General features: G+C 48.6%; 19 protein-coding genes. 8 read left to right on the plus strand and 11 right to left on the minus strand.

Annotated features, from left to right (window positions below; genetic code table 11):
• Positions 1–34 precede the first annotated feature (34 nt).
• A complete protein-coding gene (cmoA, locus tag LO777_RS12635; RefSeq protein WP_228854251.1) occupies positions 35–775 on the plus strand; it encodes a carboxy-S-adenosyl-L-methionine synthase CmoA in 741 nt (246 codons plus the stop codon).
• 6 nt (positions 776–781) lie between these two features.
• A complete protein-coding gene (gene cmoB, locus LO777_RS12640) occupies positions 782–1,741 on the plus strand; it encodes a tRNA 5-methoxyuridine(34)/uridine 5-oxyacetic acid(34) synthase CmoB (protein WP_228854252.1) in 960 nt (319 codons plus the stop codon).
• A gap of 6 nt (positions 1,742–1,747) precedes the next feature.
• On the opposite strand, the gene LO777_RS12645 is transcribed toward cmoB, so the two are convergent.
• Positions 1,748–2,332 carry a class I SAM-dependent methyltransferase gene (locus LO777_RS12645; RefSeq protein ID WP_228854253.1) on the minus strand — a complete coding sequence of 195 codons (585 nt, stop codon included), beginning with the start codon at positions 2,330–2,332 and terminating at the stop codon, positions 1,748–1,750.
• A 714-nt stretch (positions 2,333–3,046) separates the two neighbouring features.
• On the opposite strand from LO777_RS12645, the gene LO777_RS12650 reads away from it, so the two are divergent.
• Entirely contained in the window at positions 3,047–3,595 is a 549-nt protein-coding gene (locus tag LO777_RS12650; protein ID WP_228854254.1) for a hypothetical protein, read from the plus strand.
• Positions 3,596–4,267: 672 nt separating this feature from the next.
• Complete coding sequence (locus LO777_RS12655; RefSeq protein WP_228854255.1) at positions 4,268–4,501, plus strand: hypothetical protein; 234 nt, start codon at positions 4,268–4,270, stop codon at positions 4,499–4,501.
• A gap of 259 nt (positions 4,502–4,760) precedes the next feature.
• On the opposite strand, the gene LO777_RS12660 is transcribed toward LO777_RS12655, so the two are convergent.
• A complete protein-coding gene (locus LO777_RS12660; RefSeq protein WP_228854256.1) occupies positions 4,761–6,653 on the minus strand; it encodes a C1 family peptidase in 1,893 nt (630 codons plus the stop codon).
• A gap of 371 nt (positions 6,654–7,024) precedes the next feature.
• Between LO777_RS12660 and LO777_RS12665 the strand changes: the two genes are divergently transcribed.
• The 4 genes from LO777_RS12665 (at position 7,025) to LO777_RS12680 (ending at position 10,948) form a co-directional block, all read left to right on the plus strand.
• On the plus strand, positions 7,025–8,080 hold the full coding sequence (locus LO777_RS12665; protein WP_228854257.1) for a thiamine ABC transporter substrate-binding protein: 1,056 nt from the start codon (positions 7,025–7,027) through the stop codon (positions 8,078–8,080).
• A gap of 146 nt (positions 8,081–8,226) precedes the next feature.
• On the plus strand, positions 8,227–9,468 hold the full coding sequence (locus tag LO777_RS12670; protein WP_228854258.1) for an ABC transporter permease: 1,242 nt from the start codon (positions 8,227–8,229) through the stop codon (positions 9,466–9,468).
• Positions 9,465–9,902, plus strand: coding sequence for an ABC transporter permease (locus LO777_RS12675; protein ID WP_228854259.1), 438 nt, complete (start codon positions 9,465–9,467; stop codon positions 9,900–9,902). The genes LO777_RS12670 and LO777_RS12675 overlap by 4 nt, the downstream gene beginning before the upstream one ends.
• Positions 9,899–10,948, plus strand: coding sequence for an ABC transporter ATP-binding protein (locus tag LO777_RS12680; protein WP_228854260.1), 1,050 nt, complete (start codon positions 9,899–9,901; stop codon positions 10,946–10,948). Before LO777_RS12675 ends, LO777_RS12680 begins: the two co-directional genes overlap by 4 nt.
• Before the next feature lie 31 nt (positions 10,949–10,979).
• On the opposite strand, the gene LO777_RS12685 is transcribed toward LO777_RS12680, so the two are convergent.
• The 9 genes from LO777_RS12685 to LO777_RS12730 all read right to left on the minus strand — a co-directional run bounded on the left by LO777_RS12685 (position 10,980) and on the right by LO777_RS12730 (position 20,774).
• Positions 10,980–11,285 carry a chaperone modulator CbpM gene (locus LO777_RS12685; protein WP_228854261.1) on the minus strand — a complete coding sequence of 102 codons (306 nt, stop codon included), beginning with the start codon at positions 11,283–11,285 and terminating at the stop codon, positions 10,980–10,982.
• A 1-nt stretch (position 11,286) separates the two neighbouring features.
• Positions 11,287–12,210 (minus strand): DnaJ C-terminal domain-containing protein, encoded by a 924-nt coding sequence (locus LO777_RS12690; protein WP_228854262.1) that lies wholly within the window; start codon positions 12,208–12,210, stop codon positions 11,287–11,289.
• A 68-nt stretch (positions 12,211–12,278) separates the two neighbouring features.
• On the minus strand, positions 12,279–12,725 hold the full coding sequence (locus LO777_RS12695) for a DUF1931 family protein (RefSeq protein ID WP_228854263.1): 447 nt from the start codon (positions 12,723–12,725) through the stop codon (positions 12,279–12,281).
• 60 nt (positions 12,726–12,785) lie between these two features.
• Positions 12,786–13,379, minus strand: a complete 594-nt coding sequence (locus LO777_RS12700) for an HdeD family acid-resistance protein (RefSeq protein ID WP_228854264.1) — start codon at positions 13,377–13,379, stop codon at positions 12,786–12,788.
• A 140-nt stretch (positions 13,380–13,519) separates the two neighbouring features.
• Positions 13,520–14,458 carry a YfdX family protein gene (locus tag LO777_RS12705; RefSeq protein ID WP_228854265.1) on the minus strand — a complete coding sequence of 313 codons (939 nt, stop codon included), beginning with the start codon at positions 14,456–14,458 and terminating at the stop codon, positions 13,520–13,522.
• A gap of 191 nt (positions 14,459–14,649) precedes the next feature.
• Complete coding sequence (locus LO777_RS12710) at positions 14,650–14,961, minus strand: helix-turn-helix domain-containing protein (protein WP_456237678.1); 312 nt, start codon at positions 14,959–14,961, stop codon at positions 14,650–14,652.
• Positions 14,910–16,013: a sigma-54-dependent transcriptional regulator gene (locus tag LO777_RS20705; RefSeq protein ID WP_329955590.1), complete on the minus strand. Its 1,104-nt coding sequence runs from the start codon at positions 16,011–16,013 to the stop codon at positions 14,910–14,912. The genes LO777_RS12710 and LO777_RS20705 overlap by 52 nt, the downstream gene beginning before the upstream one ends.
• On the minus strand, positions 16,010–17,338 hold the full coding sequence (locus LO777_RS12725; RefSeq protein WP_228854267.1) for a sensor histidine kinase: 1,329 nt from the start codon (positions 17,336–17,338) through the stop codon (positions 16,010–16,012). Before LO777_RS12725 ends, LO777_RS20705 begins: the two co-directional genes overlap by 4 nt.
• Before the next feature lie 7 nt (positions 17,339–17,345).
• Positions 17,346–20,774, minus strand: a complete 3,429-nt coding sequence (locus tag LO777_RS12730) for a PAS domain S-box protein (protein ID WP_228854268.1) — start codon at positions 20,772–20,774, stop codon at positions 17,346–17,348.
• Positions 20,775–20,793 lie beyond the last annotated feature (19 nt).

The raw sequence follows: 20,793 nt of genomic DNA on the forward strand, positions 1-20,793 counted from the left end.
AATACCAGTGCCTTGCAGGCCGGAGAAATACCGCATGAAAAAACATTCACCCAGGGACACACTTTTTCGAGTTGACTCCATCAATGAAGATTTTGTCTTCAACGAGCATGTGGTGGAGGTCTTTGATGATATGCTGGACCGTTCAGTTCCCTTCTATGGAGAGGTGATCAGGTCCAGTGCCAGATTGCTGGACTGTTTTCTCCATTCCGGGGATACAGTTTATGACCTTGGCTGTGCCACTGGAACAACGTTGCTTGAATTTTCCAGAATCCTGGAAAGAAAGGGATTACATTTTATCGGTATCGACAATTCCGCCGCCATGCTCGATAAGGCCCGACTCAAAGCAAAAATCTATTCAAAAGAAGACAGCCTTGACTTTCTGAAAGAAGATATCACAACAATTCATCACCCGGGTACAGGAGCCTTTATTGTCAACTATACCATGCAGTTCATCCGACCTCTGAAACGCGAAGAATTTGTACAACGGATCTATTCCAACCTCAGGCCCGGGGGCATTCTCCTGCTCAGTGAAAAAGTAATCAGCCACGATCGCCGTATTAACCGGGAATATATTGACATCTATCATGCCTTCAAACGTTCCAGGGGATATTCCGAGCTTGAAATTGCCAAAAAGCGCGAAGCCCTGGAGAACATCCTGATCCCTTTTTCCATAGATGAAAACAGGGCGCTGCTTTCCAATTGTGGTTTCCAATCGGTGGAAACCTATTTTCAATGGTTCAACTTTGCCTCTTTCATAGCTGTTAAACCAGCCTGATTTCCCATGAATTACCTGTCCTTTCTTCCCTCTTCAGCCCATTTTGACGCAATTTCGGAACTCCACCAGTCACGTCAGAACTGGGTCAACCAACAGAAAAAAGGGTTTCTCCGCTACCGTAACCCCTACCTTGAGCTTTCACAGTTCCATGCAGACCACGTGGACTGCGACAATGAAATCGTAACCATCGGCTCGTCAGCTGAAATTGACGATACCGCGCGTCAGAAAATACGGCTGGCCCTGCAGGATTTCATGCCCTGGCGCAAAGGCCCTTTCTCCATTTTCGGCATTGACGTGGACGCGGAATGGCGAAGCGAAAGAAAATGGCGGAGAATAGTTCCAGAGCTTCCCGATTTAAACGGGAAAATTGTGGGGGATATCGGCTGCAACAACGGCTACTACATGTTCCGCATGGTGCCGCACAAACCACAACTGGTCCTGGGCCTTGAGCCGTCCGTACAGCACTACTACTGCTTTAAGGCTCTGAACAGCATGGCCGGCTGTGACCAGCTCGACATCGACCTGCTGGGAGTTGAACATCTCCCCTTTTTCGAATCCTGTTTCGATGTGATTTTTCTCCTGGGCATTATTTACCACCGCCCCTCCCCCATTGACACCCTGAGGGATATCCTTACTGCCCTGCAACCGGGTGGAACACTCATCCTGGAATCACAGGCCATCCCCGGAGACGAACCGATGGCTCTTTTCCCTGAAAAAACGTACGCAAAGGTTCCAGGCACCTATTTTGTCCCTACAGCAACCTGTCTTCGAAACTGGATGGACAAAGCGGGATTCAGAGATATCAAAGTTTTCTGTTCGCATCCCATGTCCAGCGAAGAACAGCGACAGACCGAATGGATGGTTTTTGAATCCTTTGCAGATTTCATCAGGCCGGACAACCCGGAGCTTACCGTGGAAGGTTATCCTGCACCACTTCGTATTTTTTTCAAAGGCAAAAAGAGGTAAGAGCTGTTATTCAGCTGCGGGCAGTAACTGAAAAATGGTGTTGAAATCCCCCTCAACCTCCTTCACATCAAGAAATCCGGCTGATTTGAGCTGCCTGATAACAGTTGACGTGCTGACACGGTGATCCAGCGGCGGCCCTTGCTCACAGGCTTTGCTGTCCTTTTCCCAGTCAATAATTACAAGTTTACAACCCGACCGGAGAACCCTCCTGATCTCTGCCAGCAATGGCCCCGGTGGGGTCAATTCATGATAGAGCGCTATAAGCCAGATTCCGTCAACACTGCTGTCTGTGAAGGAAAGTTCATCCCTGTCCATCAGTTCTGGATAGACAATGCCGTCTTTTGGCAGAGTTTTTTTCATCTCTGATACCATGATCGGTTCAATATCCAGGGCAACGACCTTTACGTCGGGACCTGCATAACCGGCGATTTCACGGGTCAGGTATCCTGTTCCGGCACCAATATCCAGATATAGAGTGCCATCTGCAGAACTGACCAGTTCCCAGACAAGATGAGGTGGAATCCATCTCAATCTTTCAGGATTATTAAGCTTCTTTCTCTTGGCCGGATCAAATTTTTTTGCTGATGTCATAATCAGTCACTCCTTTTTACGTAAATGATCAAAGGTGCCCCAGACTCACTTACAGGTTTAATTTTGAATGAAAACACAGAGTTACAAATCCTGTGACCAGTTACTTTTTTCTGTTCGTTCTATACTCCCAAACCACTCCTGGTTCAGATTAGCCCGTGCCTGGCCGAAAATGAGTTTTTTTGTTTGAGTCCGGGTAAGCGTCAATTCCGAAAATTTTGTACCTGACACCGCCTGAACTGATGAGATAAACGGGTTACACAACTTCTTTTCCAAAGATACAACTATTATCCCGAAAATAGTTTGTTGTATACCTGAATCAGTTTCAACAGAAAACAAATTCAATGCAAAAGTTGTCATTCAGGCAGATTATGGTATACACTTCAGGGAATATTGAAAACCGTCAACCATAACCCGCATTTCTCATCAGTCCAGGCGGCGTCAGGGTCAAAGTTCTCGGAGTCTTCGCTTACCGGGCAGTGAATTATAGTGATCTATATTTACTGCCGAAATACTGTAGAAGATGGCGTCGCCTGGGCTGACCTTGGGTGAACATTGTGTAAATTTTGTTCTATTACTGATAGTTGTCCAATTATTTGTAATCTACAGTTATTCTCAAAATTGACATAATGTTCATGAGAAATGCGGGATAAGGCAGGCAACAGGAAAAACAGAGCAATTATTTCCACAATACAAAAAAATACCAGGAGTTAATACATGGACAAACATAATTGTACCCTCTACAGCAGCGGCCTGAAGGGCGCCGAAGCCACCTTTGGAGAAGAAGCAGAAAAAATCGGAGTAAAAGAAGTTGTATACTCCTTTGAAGGACATAAACTGTCCCGGGAAAAAAATGTCATAGTTCTCAGCCAGGACGAACTCGAGCGGGGCGATATCAGCATGGAACTGGCTTCCAGGATGCTGAACCGCACCTACTACGAAACGGACAAAATCAGAAAGGTTCTGCAGACCATTTTTCATATGGTCAACAGTGGTCATCAGGTTTTTGTGGTCGGTTCCATCCAGGAGGACGGTTCCGTAAAAGGTGGAACCGGCTGGGCTGTCGAACTGGCCAAGATGTTCAACCGCCCCCTTCATGTCTTTGATCAACCGCAGAAAAAATGGTTCACCTGGCGGGCCGGCAGCTGGCAGGAAGACAGCCCGAAAATAGAATACGATACTTTTGTCGGCTCCGGTACACGCTATCTCAGTGATGCCGGCCGTGAAGCCATTGGCAGACTCTTTGCTGATTCCTTCCCCGAATAGAGAACAAGCTTGATGATCTCGTAAAAAGTCGTTCAACGTTCCCATATGGACTCTGGAAAAACTCCGATATACAAGGCGTGGCGGTGTCGTGTAAGCGCAGGCGTACATATGGTACGTCGAGCATTACACGATCACCCCACAACGCAGTAGATCGGAGTTTTTACGAGTCCATCAAGCTTTATTCACTTTTTTACAGGCAAGGCAGGGCATATCAGTTGTTCTGTCTTGTTTGAAAAAAATGCCGAAATTTCCCCTCTTTATTTTTCTGCATTCCTCTCCTGCCAATCCTCATCATCACTTCTGTAACTGATCACAGGGCAGGCAACCTCGTTGCATCAATTATTGTATTTGTAACCTGTTACCCACTTCTTATCTGCAGATTTCCAAAAATAAAAACATGCAATCAATATCACACAGTGGTACAATAGAGACTTACCTCTATACCAACCCGTATTTCTGGACTGACCTCCGGGGGACAATTGTGTTTATTTGAGCACAGTACCAATCATATCAACATGAGCACTATGTTCATGAAAAATGCGGGCTGATCGTTTTTTTTTGGGAGCAGCACCATGAGAAAGGCCGTCTTCGTACTCACTGTACTTGGAATTCTGACAGCAGGGACTGTTTTTGCCAGGCAAACTTACAATTATATCAATAGCAAGTCCCTGCTTGAAATACTGGACACAGGAAATTCTGCGCAACTGGTGGATATTCAAAAAAAAAAATGACTACCTGATGCATCATTTCTCCCATTCCGTCCAAACCGCAGCTTATCCTGTCAAATCAGAACTGGACAAAAAACGTCTTGCACCTGTAATCAGCAAATTACAGCAGACTGACGGCCGGATTATTATTGTCGGTCCCGGGGAAAAGGTGCTGCCAAAAGAGCATTCAGATATTTAACAACTCGAGGCATTTCTCCGGAACGGATTGCCATCCTTGAAAAAGGTATACGCGGCTGGCCGAAACCCGAACTGCTGCTGGACACCTACGGTCACTGAAACAACACATAATCTGTTCCGGCGGAACAGAAAAGATACCCGGTCCATGAACCTGTCCGTCCAGGCAGGGCCATTTTCTTTATTATTTAGGCAGTAAACTTCTTGCCATAGTTTACCGCCAGGTCATTACAGAAGATGGCATCGCCTGGAATGACTTCGGGCTAATACTCCAGATCCCTCTCTTCAAAATATCTCTTCGGCTCCCCCTTGAGAATCATCTTCAAAAGGGTATTCATTGTTTTGATATCATTATCAAATCCTCCATGGGTTTCACTGGTGGTTTTAGCCGATTTATCCTCCATTCCATGACTGATCTCGATCCGAAAGACAGGTGATCCAGGCAGTTTCCTCAAGTACTTTTTGAATATTTCCATCCCGAGAATACGCTCCCCGATCTTTTCTTCAAACGCATTTGAAACAAGGTAGAGTAACGATTTCCTGTACAGCGGTGTTACCGTATCCTTCAGCTCAAGCTGACCGTCAAGCATAAAAACTGCCATCCGGTTTATACCGAAAACATCTTTATCCCGCTCTTTTAACAGTGGTCTGTAACAGGTCTTGAAATCATTGTGGGTACAGGCAGGAGCAAGAAGAGAACACGTTTCCACCCTGGGAGCATTACCAGTTCGATCAAGCGCTTGAAGGAGGTGAGCCAGCAGAATAGCACCGGTACTGTGACCAACAAGGTGTACCTTTTTCGGTCTTGAATTTTTTGCGGAAAATGCTTCCAGGAAAGCTGAAACAGTCTCACTGCCGGCAAATCCCGGCTCAAAGGGTTTTTTTGCCCCTCTCTTCATTTCCCGCCATATGGCCCGGCCCACATGACGCGTCAGTTTCTCAATGAGTTTATCCGTATAATCTGTGAAACCGGCAGTTCGCGCATCAACATCTTCTTTCTTGCCGAGTATGATATCTTTTATTTCCTCCAGAAGCCCGGTGTCATACATGAAATGAAAAGGATAGATTCGATTGGCCTTGAACACCTCTTTCATGGCGACAATCCTGCGGGCAGAATCCCTGATGCTGTTCAATCCGCCATGGGCATAAAGAAGCAGATGGTCATATTTATCACTCCCGGCCACAAGATCGGCAGTCTGGCGAACCGTTTCCTGATCCGCCCAGTAAACTCCCCTGGAATCAAAATTACCATCATCAATATGCACAAAGTGACCCAGTATCTCAGCCCGTTTCGGGCTTCTTTTAAAAAGTCCCTGTTCCCTCTGAATGCCATCCGAACCGGACGGGCTCAAGTGCCAGACCTGGGGTGTGGACAGGGCCAGCCTGACCACCCAGGCATCCTGAACATTCTCAAGCCAGTCCTCATAGGACCAGAGTGCAAGCCCTCCCTTACCCCAGTTCTTCCCCCATGAATTCTGAACCCAGAACCCCTCGCTGTTATAACCGACAACTGCAAAAGCATGTCCGCCGATCGTGCCCGGTTTAAACGGTATCTTTCCCTTTTTCACATTGGATTTTCGCCATCCTTCATGGACACGGGCACTCACATAAATGGCCTCTACCTCATTGAGCGCCGCATGGAAATCTGACAGGTGTTTTTTTATTCTGTAATAGGCGCCGGGAGTCGTTTTCCGGGCATCTTCCGCCTGCTCGATGGTCAACGTCCAGTGCTGTTCTTCAGCCCTGTACGGCGCCAGCTTTTCCGAACAGACACCCATATTATACCAGCCCTTGATCGCCCCACGACAACTTGACCCTGAATAGTCAGTGCCGTCCCATTCATCATATCTCTTTGCCATCTCATACAGCATACGGGTACTGACCTGTTTTACACCGGAACGCTTGTCCAACAGCAGATTGATAACCGCCCCGAGGCCAAACCCTGTGCAGGCCCCTTCCTGTCCCTGATCAAGAATAATTGGATCTGCGGGAGGATCCATCTTTTCTTTCAATGGAATGAGGGCGGGATGGTAGGTATAGTCCCGAAAATCCCTGGAATCCTCAACCGCATTCAGTTTGAAACCATCAATACTGCCAAATTTACCAGATTTACCGTCTCGTTTTCCTTTCAGTTTTTTCTGCTTCGACTTTGCCATATTACCCCCCATGTCTGAAGATTTGCGGTTTGCGAGCCACACCTTCCAACCTAACCATATATGGCAGCCACCACAAGCAGTTTTATCCTCATTGCCAGTGATAATTCTTCCAATTCCGGAAAAATCTGGTGGCAATATCAGGTTCGATACCCTATAGTTGAGCAATCATAGTGCGGGAGCTTGGAGCAACCTTGCTGAGAGGGGTTTTACGATTAAACTGAACCCGACCGCTGAACCTGATCCGGATAATGCCGGCGGAGGAACAAGTGAAAGTGATACACCGCCTCCTGCCCGAGGCGGTTTTTTTTGTGAATGTTTGTATATCTTTCACACTCCCACGGACGTATCTGACAATCCAGAAGGAGATTTTCATGTTCTGTATAAAACGTTCATTACTGCTTATTATTACAATGACTCTTACCCTGTCATTCTCATCCTTTGCGGGGACACAGATTCAAGCGCAAACCCTGACCGTCATGACCCATGACAGTTTTAATATCTCAAAAAAGGTGATTACCCGTTTTGAGCAGGAAAACCATGTCACCGTCCGATTTTTAAAAGCCGGAGATGCAGGGGCGGCACTGGTGCAGGCCATTCTCTCCAGAAAAAATCCCCTGGCCGACCTTTTCTTCGGGGTGGACAACAGTTTTATGAGCCGGGCTCTTCAGGCTGGTATCTTTTCTCCCTATTCTTCTCCCGGTCTTGCTGATATCTCGAAAAAGCTCCAGCTCGACCCGGAAAACAGACTGCTTCCCGTGGATTATGGTGATGTGTGCCTCAATTATGATAAAGCCTGGTTCACGAAACACAAGCTTTCCCCGCCAAAGGACATCAGCGATCTTACCGCCCCGGAATACAAGGGATTGACCGTGGTGGAAAATCCGGCTACCTCCTCACCGGGAATGGCCTTTCTTCTTACAACCATTGGTCGATTCGGTGAAAACGGCTATCTGGAGTTCTGGAAAAAACTTCGTGAAAATGATGTCATCGTCGCAAACGGCTGGGAAGACGCTTACTATGGCCATTTTACTTCCGCCTCCAAAGGTGACCGACCCATCGTGGTCAGCTACGCTTCCAGTCCGCCCGCGGTTGTCTACTATTCTGAAACAGTGTTGAACGAGGCACCGACAGGTGCGGTTGTCAGCAACGGTTCGACTTTTAGACAGATCGAATTTGTCGGTATTCTCAAGGGGACGAAGAATAGAAAACTTGCCGAAAAATTCGTTGATTTCATGCTCTCCCTTCCCTTCCAGGAGGATATCCCCTTACAGATGTTTGTCTTTCCGGCCAACAGCAGGGCAAACCTCCCGGAAGTCTTTTCAAAATTTGCAACTGTTGCTGAAAACCCGATCACAGTTTCCCCGGAAAAAATTGAAAAAAACAGAAGCAAATGGATTGAGGCCTGGACAGACACGGTTCTGCGCTAACCCGCATAGTGGGCTATAGCGGCCAGTCACGCCTGTACAAATCTACGGCAACCCTGATCACTTACAGGGACAAGGTAGATGAAAACACAGAGTTGCAAATCCTGTGACCAGTTACAGTCAACCACTACAACGCTGTGAAAACCCTGATGAAAAAACGAACAGTGCCACGGTGGCTTCTGCTCACCCTTCCTCTTCTCTTTCTGGCCCTTTTCTATTTTTATCCCCTGATAAAAATAGTGCTGGTCAGTTTTGCGCCTGAGGGCACCTGGGAACCGGGGCGCCTCCAGCAGCTTGTCAGCTCAGACAGCTATTTCCGCATCCTGCGTTTTACCTTCTGGCAGGCTGCACTTTCCACCCTGCTGACCCTGTTGCTGGCTCTGCCCGGCGCTTTTGTTTTTACCCGATACCGTTTCCCCCTGAAAAACCTGCTTCAGGCGTTGATGACAGTACCTTTTGTCCTTCCCACCGTGGTCACTGCCGCCGCCTTCCAGGCACTCCTCGGACCGGGTGGCCTTGTGAACGACGCCCTGATGCGCCTCTTTGACTTTGACAGTCCCCCCGTCAAACTGAACCAGAGTGCCGCTTTTTTCCTGCTGGCCCATATTTTCTATAATTACTCTCTGGTCCTGCGTATTGTCTCCGGCTACTGGGCCAGGCTGGATCCCCACCTGAAGGAGGCTGCAACCATGCTGGGTGCATCTCCCTTGAGGACATTCTTTAAAATTACCCTCCCCCTGCTGATACCACCAATCACTTCCGCAGCCCTCCTGGTTTTTATTTTCTGTTTCACGAGCTTTGGTGTCGTCCTGATTCTGGGAGGCCCAGGCTGCGCCACAATAGAGGTTGAAATCTATCGCCAGTCCATACAGCTTTTCAACCTGCCCATGGCAGCCGCCCTCTCCCTTATCCAGATCTGCATAAACTTCCTTCTCATGTTATTCCATGCCCGACTGGGACGTAACAGCAGAATCGGTTTTTTTTCCTCAACCCCGGGAGAGGCACCCGACCAGGCCAGGGGATTACTGCAGAAGAGCCTGCTGGTCACCAATCTCGCTTTTATGGTCATTTTACTGCTTACTCCTCTTCTGGCCCTGCTGCTGCGCTCTTTTCTCGGGGAACACGGTCTCACCCTGGCTTACTACAGGGCACTGTTCACCACACCACCGGGATCAGTGTTTTTTGTACCACCTGTCCAAGCCGTTCTGAACAGTATCGGATTTGCTGTTCTGGCCATGGGAATGGCGGTGCTGCTTGGTCTTCTTGCCTCATCTTATCTGGCCTGTGCTGAAAACAATAAAAAAAACTCCACCCATTTCTGGGATGCCATCATCATGCTCCCCTCGCCACTTCCGCCGTTACCCTTGGATTCGGCTATATCATTACCTTGAACACGCCTCCCTTGAACCTGCGCGATTCCATGGCCCTTATTCCCATCGCCCATACCCTTGTTGCCTTCCCCTTTGTGGTTCGCTGTATCCTGCCATCCATCCGGCAGATTCCTGAAAATATACGGGAAGCAGCAGCTCTGTCAGGCAACTCACCCCGCAGGGTGTGGCAGAAAATCGACCTGCCCCTCCTCAGCCGGCCTATCATGGTCGGGGCTGTTTTTGCCTTTTCCATCTCCATGGGAGAATTCGGGGCTTCCACCTTTGTAGCCAGACCCCATACACCCACCATGCCCGTCGCCATTTTCCGTTTTCTGGGCCAACCGGGCGATATGAATTACGGCCAGGCCATGGCCATGAGTACCATCCTCATGGCAGTGACTGCCGCAGCTTTCTGGCTGCTGGGAAAAACCGACACAGGAGGAATGAATTCATGACCATTCTCCAGATCAACGATCTCTGCAGCAGTTACGAAGGAAGACCCCTGCTGAAAAATATCACTTTCAACCTTGAAGACGGGGAAATCCTCTGCCTTCTCGGCCCATCCGGCTCCGGTAAAACAACCCTGCTCCGTATGCTGGCCGGGCTTGAACAGCCCGATTCAGGCTCCATGCTTTTCAACGGTTCCCATATCCTCAATATTCCTCCCCATCGGAGGCATTTTGGCATGATGTTCCAGGAATATGCCCTCTTTCCCCATAAAAATGTTTTCGATAATATTATCTTCGGGCTGGAAACTGGAAAACATGACAGAACATGGAACAGAAAAAGGGTGGAAGAAATGCTTGAAATTGTAGGTCTTCGCGGATATGGACAAAGACGGATCAATGAACTGTCCGGGGGAGAGCAACAGCGGGTGGCCCTGGCCAGGAGCCTGGCCCCGAGCCCCAGGCTCCTTCTTCTTGATGAACCCCTGGGCTCCCTGGATCGTACCCTGCGGGACAGGCTGGCCGGGGAAATCCGGGCAATTCTGAAAAAAGTGGGTCTCACAGCGATCTTTGTAACCCACGACCAGGCGGAAGCATTCAGTGTGGCGGATCAAGTGGCCATCCTCTTTGACGGCAGGTTGGAACAGTTCGATAGACCGGAGGCGATCTATACATCCCCGGCGAATTCCACTGTGGCCGGTTTTCTCGGCTTTAAAAATATCTTTTCAACTGCCGAGCTGGCAGACCTGGAAGAGAGTGGCCTTGAAAAACATCTGCAATCCTCCGGAGCAACCGCCGTAAACTCACTTCTCATACGACCTGAAGGTGCCCGACTCCATCTGAGTACGATTACAGAAAAAAAGCCGCAAGTCATTCTGACAGGAACGGTGAAAAACAGGACTTTTCAGGGAGCAACCTACAGTGTCCGAATTCTTTCGGGCAGCAACCTGCTCCATTTTGATCTCCCTCTTGAACCGACACCACCGGAACCCGGCAGAAAAATAGAGCTCGAAATCAAACCTTCAGCCATTGTTCCCCTGGACTCATTGACTTAAAACAGAATCACTCAACTGTCACGGACCCAGGTCAGCCCAATCGGTGAAGCCGCCGTAATTCTTCCAACTCTTCAAGAAGCTGGAGGGCCAGGGCACAACCGGGCAGGTTCACCCGAAGATCGCGTTGCAGGCGCACCGTTGTCTGTACCCGCTTTATCTCAACAGCCGTAAAAGACCACTCAGCCGGTGCCCTGCCACCGGGACTGAGCAGTCCCTCGTCGATCATATCAAGAATCATTTCTGCGGTAACACCACAGAGACGGCAGAGGTCACCAAAGCTGTAACGACTGTCTTCATCAAGAACAGTACAGGTAATGGAAGTGCATCTTTCCGTCATCTCAAACTCCCAGTTTATTGCGCGGATTAACGGGCATAATTGCCGCCATCCTGCGATACAGTTCTTTCTGTTCTTCCGTCTTCGGCTCGGGAACAACTATGCGAAGGGTTACAATCTGGTCCCCCTTTCTCCTGGCTGTGGAAAGTCCCTTGCCTTTCAAACGCAATTTGTTTCCTCCCTGGGAACCGGCAGGGATTTTCAATTGAACCTTGCCTCCAAGGGTCGGAACAGTAATGGAGGCTCCCAGCGCCGCCTCCCAGGGAGTAATAGGAAGCTCCATGTGAATATCCCGTTTTTCCGCCCTGAAAATCGGATCTTCAGCAAATGCAATTTCAAGAAAAAGATCCCCGGCCGGTGCACCACCGTAGCCTTCCATTCCCTGTCCTTCAAGGCGAATACGCTGGCCCTCGATCACACCTTTGGGAATGGTAACCTCAAGATTCCGGGTCTGGCCTCCGCCACGCGACAGTGTAATGGTCTGCCGGGTGCCATGGTAGGCGTCAGCCAGTCTGATCACGATTCTGGCATGCTGATCCTCACCCTTCATTTTAAATGGAGCTCTCCCTCCGGCGGAGCCATGGCTCCTGCCCCCGAAAAGGCTTTCGAAAAAATCACTGTAGTCCCCGTCCGAAGCCCCGGTAAATCCACCTCCACGGAATTCGAACCCATCCGACCAGTCCGGCGGCGGCTGAAAATCCTGACCATGCTCCCAGTTGCTGCCGAATTTATCATAAGCCGCCCGTTTTTCCGGATCCTTCAGCACCTCATAGGCTTCACCCAGTTCCTGAAATTTTTTTTCAGCACCCTCTTCCTTGCTGACATCGGGGTGATATTTCCTGGCCAGACGCCGGTAGGCTCGTTTAATATCATCCTGTCCGGCATCTCGAGAAACACCGAGTATCTCGTAATAGTCCTTATATTCCATATTTACCTGTTATCGTGTTGACTCTCCCTCTATTCCAGCCAGACGTGAACTGGAATACCAGGGTGACATTAAAGCAAAATCCGATAAATTTCCTCTACCTGTTCCCATTCCCGACTGCCGGGATTTTTTATCTCTTCGTTGACAACCCGAAATACCTTTGCCAGACCAACTGTAATTCCTCCCACAAGCTCCGGCAATTTTTTCTCAAGCAGATCGGTAATATCCATCCTCAAGGGAGGCAGGGTTGCCTGCTGCCGAAGAATTTCCGCCAGAGAAAGTTCTTCATCTATATCTATAAACTCCCGGATGGCCTGTTGCAAGCCGATAGTTATAGGAATATCCTGATAATCAATAATATCCCGCCCGTTGACACTGGCAGCAACCTGTCCCTGCAGCAGCAGGGCGCGCAACCGGTTTCCGATAAAATCATTCAATCTCTTCACATCACTTTTATCAATCTCAAGTCCGGATACCTTTCGAAACAGTCTCTGCAGTTGTTTTACTCCCATAACCATGTCGTTATCCTCCTTCTTTCAGGATATCACCAGTTACAATTACACCTGACATCCACAAGGTTACACGTTGCCGGCCAGCTTCCTGACCGCAAGAGCAGTAAGCACCATGAGCCAGCCATTCATCACCATTTCCACACTGACAAACAGACCGATAACCCAAAGTCCGGAAACGGGCCAGCTTGATGCTATTATCACTGCAAAAATGATATTGACCAGGCCCATCAGTGTGGGTAAAAGCCATTTCCAGCCGTTTTTACGACACCTGATACCGTGGGCTATTCGAAGGGCTCCAATGAAAAGCATAAATCCCCCGAGCAGCAGGGTAAAGACGGCAGAGGCCGCAACCGGATTCATCAGTACCAGGATTCCCGCAAGAATATACAGCAGGGCTATCAGTATATGCCCCAGCTTCCCGTGCCACATATCTTCCTTAACTTTAACAGCATGAACCAGGGCAAGAACACCGCCCACCAGCAACAGGCCACCATAGAGCAGAACCGTCGCCAGGGTAACGGCTACAACCATCACCAGACCAAGACTACCTGCCACCAGCATCATAATCCCCAGAGCCAGCAACCATCCCCATTTTTTGGGAAGCTCGTCCAGGTCAACAATCACCAGTTGAAATGGATTCTTCATCAGTTTTTCAGCCATTTTTCCTCCTCCTTCTCCTGCAACTCCGGTATTTCCCGAACCAAAACCAGGCCAAATTGCTCAATCAACATGGTCAAGGCTGGGGAAATACCGAAGACTTTTTTTACCTGATTCCTGTACTTATCCAGGTTTATTTGAAATTACAGATCTTCTACAATAGGCCCGTTAAAGATCTTTTCCTTCAGCTTTCTCAGGGAGTTCTTCAGACCATCCACAAATCCTGATCCGAATTTTCCATCTCTGGTTTTCCTGCGAATCTCCTTGAGCTGTGCATAAAACGATTTAAAATCATCTTTCTTGCCATACCCGAGGGCTTCGGCCATGCCAATCTGGTTTTCAGCATCATCAAGCAGGGTTCTCAGTTCACCGTTTTCTTTTTCATTTCGGCCCTTTTTGACAGCAAGTTTGTCGGCCTTGTCCAGAAGCATTTCTGCCCTGAGCAGGGGAAGCGGTATCACATTCCTGGTAATCACCATGGTTGAAAACAACTCATAGAGGGACTGTGTTGCTTCCTCGTATTTCTCAGCGTCAACCAGTTTGGCAACATCTTTTATTGTATCGGTATATGCAGCCAGGGGCAGAGAGGTAATGACAAGATCTATCTCGGATGCAAGATCGGCGAGAATGGTCCTGGCCTGCTGCACCTCGCCATCCCCAAGAAGATCTTCTGCACTTTTCACCGCCTTTTTTACCGTATCAACGGATGCATAGAGATCAAACTCCTCAATACGGACATCTATGGGAGCATTGGCCATTTTCGGTTCCCGGGCAAGGACAATTTCCAGTTTGCCGGCAGCCATGGCCAGGGCATCCAGTGCTTCCTGTTTCTTTTTGTTTTTCAGAGCTTCAATAGCCTTGCCGGTCTGATCAAGAGCCATCACAGCTTCCTTGACAATGGTTTCTCTCTTAAGACCCGCTTCCTTTTGCGTCTTCGCTTTCACCTGCTTTTCCACTTTTGCGGCAGCCGGTGATTCTTCCTTCTTATGCTTTCCCTCTCCGGCCTGAACTCCCGCACTACAGAGCATTCCCGCAATAATCAGTAAAACCAGTATACGATGACCTTTTTTCAGTACGCTCATACATTTCCTCCAATTTAAAATGATTAATAAAAACAACGGCCAATTCACAAGAGGAGAAAAGCAAAACACGTACCAGATTTATTTTTCTAATATTTTCAATTTATTAGAAATGTATATTAAACTGTTTTAAAAAAAAGACGGCCGAAATGGCCGGAGAAAAGAGCAGGAGTGCGGCCAGAATGGCCGCACTCTTATTTTTCATTAAGTTTTCTACGCAGAGTGCGCTCGCCGATTCCCAGCATGGCAGCGGCAAGTTTTCGATTGAATCCAGCCCGTTTCAAAGCCGCATCAATGAGAATTTCTTCCGCCTCCGCCAGGGTGGCATCAGCGGGAACAGGAACAAAATCGCCACCTTTTCCATCCTGAAGAGAACCGGGACGAGGGAGGAATTTTTGCAGAAAATTCGCCGATATTTCCTGTATATTATCGGGAATACGTACTGCCAGCCGGGTCATGGTATTACGCAGCTCCCGGATATTGCCAGGCCATGCACATCTGTACAGTAATTCCTCTGCCTCACCCGCAAAAGCAGGGGGGCGGAATTCCTGCCCATTTCCTCAAATGTCCGACGAAGAAAATGTCCGGCCAGTAACAGAATATCTCCTCTTCTCTCCCTGAGGGGCGGGAGTTGTACCGGCAGCACATCCAGGCGGTAGAACAGGTCGCGTCTGAAGATACCCACATCCACATCTTCATGCAGATCCCGGTGGGTTGCCGCAACAATACGAACATCAATGCGCAAGCGCTGTTCACTGCCAAGCCGCTGAATCTCACCATCCTCAAGGACCCTGAGCAGACGCACCTGGAACTGCAGCGGCATTTCTCCAATCTCATCGAGAAAAAGAGTGCCACCGGAGGCCTGCTCAAACCTGCCCCGGTGCATCTTCGCCGCCCCGGTAAAAGCACCTTTTTCATGGCCGAAAAGCTCACTCTCAAGCATTGATTCCGGAATGGCCCCGCAGTTGACAGCCACGAAAGGTCCGGTCGCTCGTGGGCTGATCCGGTGTACGGCCATGGCCACCAGCTCCTTTCCCGTACCGGTCTCCCCCTGGATAAGTACCGGCTCATCAAGGGCAGCGAATCGGGGAAGATCCGCAAGAGCCTCAGACATCACCGGATCCTGGAAAAGAAGATATGGATCTAGTCGGTTTTTCAAGACTGACCCGCGCCGGGCGACCATATCCCTGCTTAACCGGGTCGCCAGATCAATGGGATCAACCGGTTTCTGCAGATAATCCCGCACTCCGTGTTTCAGTGCGGTGACAGCATTGTCGACGGAACCGTGACCTGTAATGAGATAAAAGCAGCCCTCGGGATGATGTTTCTGAAAAAAAGGCAGTAATTCCAAGCCGTCACCATCTCTTAATTTCAGGTCAGCGAGAACCACATCATATCTATTGCTTTCCAGCTTCAGCCCCGCCTCACGAAGTGATCCAGCACAACCCACCTTTGCCCCAAGCCCTCTCAGGGCCCGGCCAAGACTGCGCTGTATGGCTACATCATCGTCCATCACCAGTATTCGCATCCCCTGCAGGTCGGGAAGTTCCCTTTTCATATTGCAGCTCCACGGGAAGTGTCCCGACCTGGAAGAACAAGCTTCAGCACCGCCCCACCTCCTTCCCTGTTTTCCGCGGTAACAGTACCACCATGAGCCTCGATTGTACGCCTGCTGATCGCGAGCCCAAGACCATGTCCAGTGGGTTTTGTGGTTACGAATGGTGCGAAAATATCCAGATCTTCCGGAAACCCGCAGCCACGGTCCCTTATTTCAAAAATGAGCCAGCCGTCCTCCCGCCAGACCTCCATCTCAATGATTCCATCCTTCTGTCCACTTTCCGCACTGTTAATAACCAGATTGAGCAGGGCGTCACGCACAGAGTCTGTCATGATCGCAACCGCCCCCTCCACCCGACTGCAGCAGCGCAGCTCAAGACCACTGCGGACCAGTACCGGTTCAGCCAGCCGTGCCACCTCGGCCAGCAACTCCTTCATATCCACTTCCTTCAGTGGCTCATCCCTTTTTCTTGTCAGATCCAGCATGGAACCGAGCTTTTCATCAAGTCTCACCAGATCCCGGTCCATCTCCTCGATAATCTCATCCTGCTCTTCCGGCATGATCCGCAGAGAGGCAAGGTTTGCCCGAAAGCTGGCCAGGGGATTGCGCAGATCATGGACAAGTCCGGCCATCAGCTCGGCTGCAGTGGCGTATCGATACAGCTCTCGAACCCGTTTTTCCAGATCTCTGACCCTTCCGGCCGCCCAGACAGTTACCCCGAAGGCAATACAGAGAGCACCGATCCCAAGCAGGGAAAAAAGAGTAATCGCCCGGATTATTCCACCCATTGCCCTGCCAACCGTTTCCCTCAGGGTAGCCCGGTTAAAACCAAATTCCAGTCGAACAGGATCCTTCCCCCGACTTTCCAGCAGGAATTCTATTCTGAGCAGAGGGGCGGACTCCGAGTAGAGCCGGCTGGCTGCAGTTACATCTCGCAGATCACCGCCACCCTCTTTTTTATAGCCCTCTGTTTTTTCTGTGACTAGCCGGTTTCCGGTGCCATGATATTTGTGGATTCCCTCCCCCCGTGAACGAACACGAACGTGTTCAAGATCTGGAATCTGACGGAAAATGGTATTGATCTCCCTGTGCAGCCAGGAGTGTGAATCCTCTGCCAGCAGGGGATCAATATCAACCTTTGAGAGGTGCTCGACCAGCGGTGTTACCGATGTCAACAGGCCGTGAACAATCAGCTGGGACTGGGCCTGTCTGGCCTTGAAATAGAGCCAGGTGGAACCCGCACCGGTCACTACCACGAACAGTGCCAGTAAAACCAGGTAGGGTATCAGGATAATCCTGACCAGGGGCAGATTTGATTCGCTCATGCCGGATTCAATTCCTCTGCCTGATTGCATTCATTTCAGAAATAATTCTGCCGACCGCCCTCTCCAGGGATTGACTCTTCTTCTGCCTTGCCGTCTGTTCAAGAGCGGCAAGGTCTGAAGCGAGTTCCTTTAATCCGAGATTAAGAAGCGACCCCTTGATTTGATGGGCTTTTTCTGCAACATCCTGCAAAGAGGGCGTTTCACATTCCACCACAACACGCAGTTCTTCCAATCCTTTGAACACCTGTTCCAGGGTGAGGGTAATCAATTTTTCCCGCTCCTCAAATGAGAATGGGAATGTTGTCTCGATGTATTGCCGTATTCCGGCCATGGTCAGGTTGGTTTCACTACCATTACCCCGCGCGGCTGGAGATTTCTCCCCATCCTTTTCTAAAACCTTCCCATGCTCTTTTTCGCCACAGAATTGATGCAGAACCTGGGCAATTTGAACATTGCGAAACGGTTTCAGCAGATAATGATCCATCCCTGCCCTGCGACAGCGTCTTCGATCTTCCTCCCGGGCATTGGCTGTCAGGGCAACTATCGGTGTGTTACTGCCCTGCAGCTTTTTCTGCAAGGCAGGAATAATATCGGAAAAACCGGAAACAGTTTCCCCCCTGCCCTGCTCACATGAACGGATTATTTCGGCAGTACTCAATCCATCCAGTACAGGCATCTGCATATCCATAAAGATGAGATCAAAGGACATCGAAACCATCTTTTCGAGACATTCTCTGCCATTAGCCGCAATATACGGTTTATGCCCGCCATGTTTCAGCATCATCTTCAATATTTCCTGATTTGCCTCATTATCATCCACTATCAGAATAACCAGGGATTTGTCACATTCCAGATCCACATGTTTTTCCCCGGTAAACAGGAGCGCCTTCTCCTGCTCGGTGGCAACGCCACATTTGCAGGTAAAATAAAATGTTGTGCCCTTTCCTTCCTCTGTTTCAAACCATATCCTGCCCCCCATCATTGTACAAAGCTCTTTACAGATAGAGAGTCCAAGTCCGCTGCCACCATATTTTCTTGTGATGGAATTATCAGCCTGGGTAAATGGCTCAAAAAGGTGATCACGGTTTTTCTTCGGAATGCCGACCCCGGTATCACTGACCTGAAACAACAGCAGGGCCGTATTATTTTTTACCGTTCCATTTATTTCAAGACCGATTGAACCTTCATCAGTAAATTTCAGGCTGTTACCCACCAGGTTTATTAAAATCTGCTGCAGTCTGAACCCATCCCCCGTAAATATTTCCGGCAGATTTTCATCAATACTGTATTTAAAGGCAATACCTTTGCTGCTGAACTGACCTGCAAGTATCTCTCCCGTGTCAACAACAAGGTTTTTAAGCACAAAGGGGCTTTCTGCCAGGCGAAACTGACCTGACTCAATCTTTGACAAATCAAGAAGATTATTCAACATATTTTCGAGGAAAACAGCCGATCTTTTTCCCTTGATCAACAGCTCCTGCTGAACAGTACTCAGAGCAGTTGTAGCAAAAAGCTCAAGGATACCGATCAACCCGTGCAGCGGTGTGCGAATATCATGGCTGACATTGGTGAGAAGACGACTTTTAATTTCATTGGCTGCTTCCGCCTTTTCCTTGGCCTTCAGCAACTCCACCTCGTTTTGTTTACGCTGCGTAATATCCTCGATGATCCATATATAGCCGTCTCCTTCAACAGTTTTTGATTCTATCGGTTTACCGGTCAGGTTGACCCAGAAGAGTGAGCCATCCTTTCTCTTTAATTGGGTTTCCGCCGTGAAAATATCCGCCTGTTCAAAACCGGCGGAAAATTCTTCGGCAAAATCCAGAAATGCCTGCTTTGACGGGTACATCATTTCCGTCAGCTGTCCAAGAATCTCATCATCAACAGAATAACCGAAGAGTTCAACACAGGTCCGGTTTATCCAGACAAACCGCCGGTCAACGATAATGGTAATTCCCAGCCCGGCATGCTTGACGATAAGCTGCAGTTTCTCGCTTTCCTCTCTCAGTTTCTCCGTTAAACTGATTCTTTTGGAGATATCTTCCTTGACTGCTGCAAAATGGGTTATTTCTCCCCCGGAATCGATAATGGGAGTAATAGTGGCTTCCTCCCAGTAAGTTTCCCCGTTCTTCTTCTTATTGTGCAAGACTCCTTTCCAGGTTTTTGCCTGGGTAATTGTTTCCCACAACCCACTGTACAGAGCTTTTTTCAATCTTCCCGAATTCAGAATTCGTGGATTCTTACCATATGCTTCATCAAAATCGTATCCGGTAACAGAGGTGAAATGAGGATTAACATAAACGATGTTTCCATCAACATCAGTTATAACAATACTGCTGCCGGCCTGTTCCACAACCTGGGAAAAAAGACGTGTTTTTTTCTCACTCTCCGCCAATGCCTCGGACTGCAGGAGTATGGTATACCGACGTTTCTCCAGGAGGTACACAAAACCGCAGGCAACAACCAGCAGGAGTCCGAAAATCACCAGCAGCCAGTTATAAAGCCCTGAAAGGGGAGTATTTATCCTGTGAAACCAGTCCATATCAACAATATGAACCAGAAAAAGCTCATTTCCCAGAAGAGGCCTGCTGAAAAAGTAGTACGATTTACCCTGGAGATCAATTGCAGAAAAGCCTGTATTTTTCACCCGGACCCAAGTGCCCCGGGGAAAACCCAGCGAAATAACTTCTTTTTCCGGAAATTGTTTTGAATGTCGAATGACCGCCCGCTGTTCTTCAGTCAGGTCTTCAACTGTATTAAGAATTTTTTCCGTTGTATTTAATAAAATGCCCTGGTTTGTGGCAAGCCCCGTGCGCAGAATATCCTTTTCTGAAGGCATACTGGAAAAAGAAAAGATTGACTTCAGCTGAAAAAAACGAGGGTCAATTTTCAAGACGGCAACCCCCAGCTTATCACCATTCAGCTCAATAGCATGGGAAAAATAGATTCCTGTTACATGGGACGTGACTCCCCGCGCCAGGTAAACGGATTTTCCTTTTTTGAGCGCTTCTGTAAAATATGGTCGAAAACCATAATTATTGCCAATAAAGGACTTGGCGCTTGAAAACCTGCACTGTCCATCCTTCGTCAGCAGATATACTGCGGAAATATGTCGTATCTGCCCAATATTTTCCAGAATTCTATTTGTCATCAACCGGGCAATCGCCGTCGGTTCCTGATCGTGCTCAAATTTGTAAAACTCATTGGCAATAGTTGGATCATTGATAACAAGATGGTGCAGACTGTCAATTTCATTAATCCTTGATTCAAGCCTGGTGGCCTCCAGTTTGAAAAACCGGCCATACCTGTCTATGTCAGTAATTTTTCGTTCTTTATGTATATAAACAACGATAAAGGTAACCATCAGAATAATGGAAACCACGAAAATGATGGAAACAAAAACCAGCTTGGAAATTTTGTTAGCTGTTTTGGGCATTCTGTATTATTGCTTGACT

Origin of the sequence: Desulfomarina profundi, from assembly GCF_019703855.1 — a bacterium.
GTDB lineage: Bacteria > Desulfobacterota > Desulfobulbia > Desulfobulbales > Desulfocapsaceae > Desulfomarina > Desulfomarina profundi.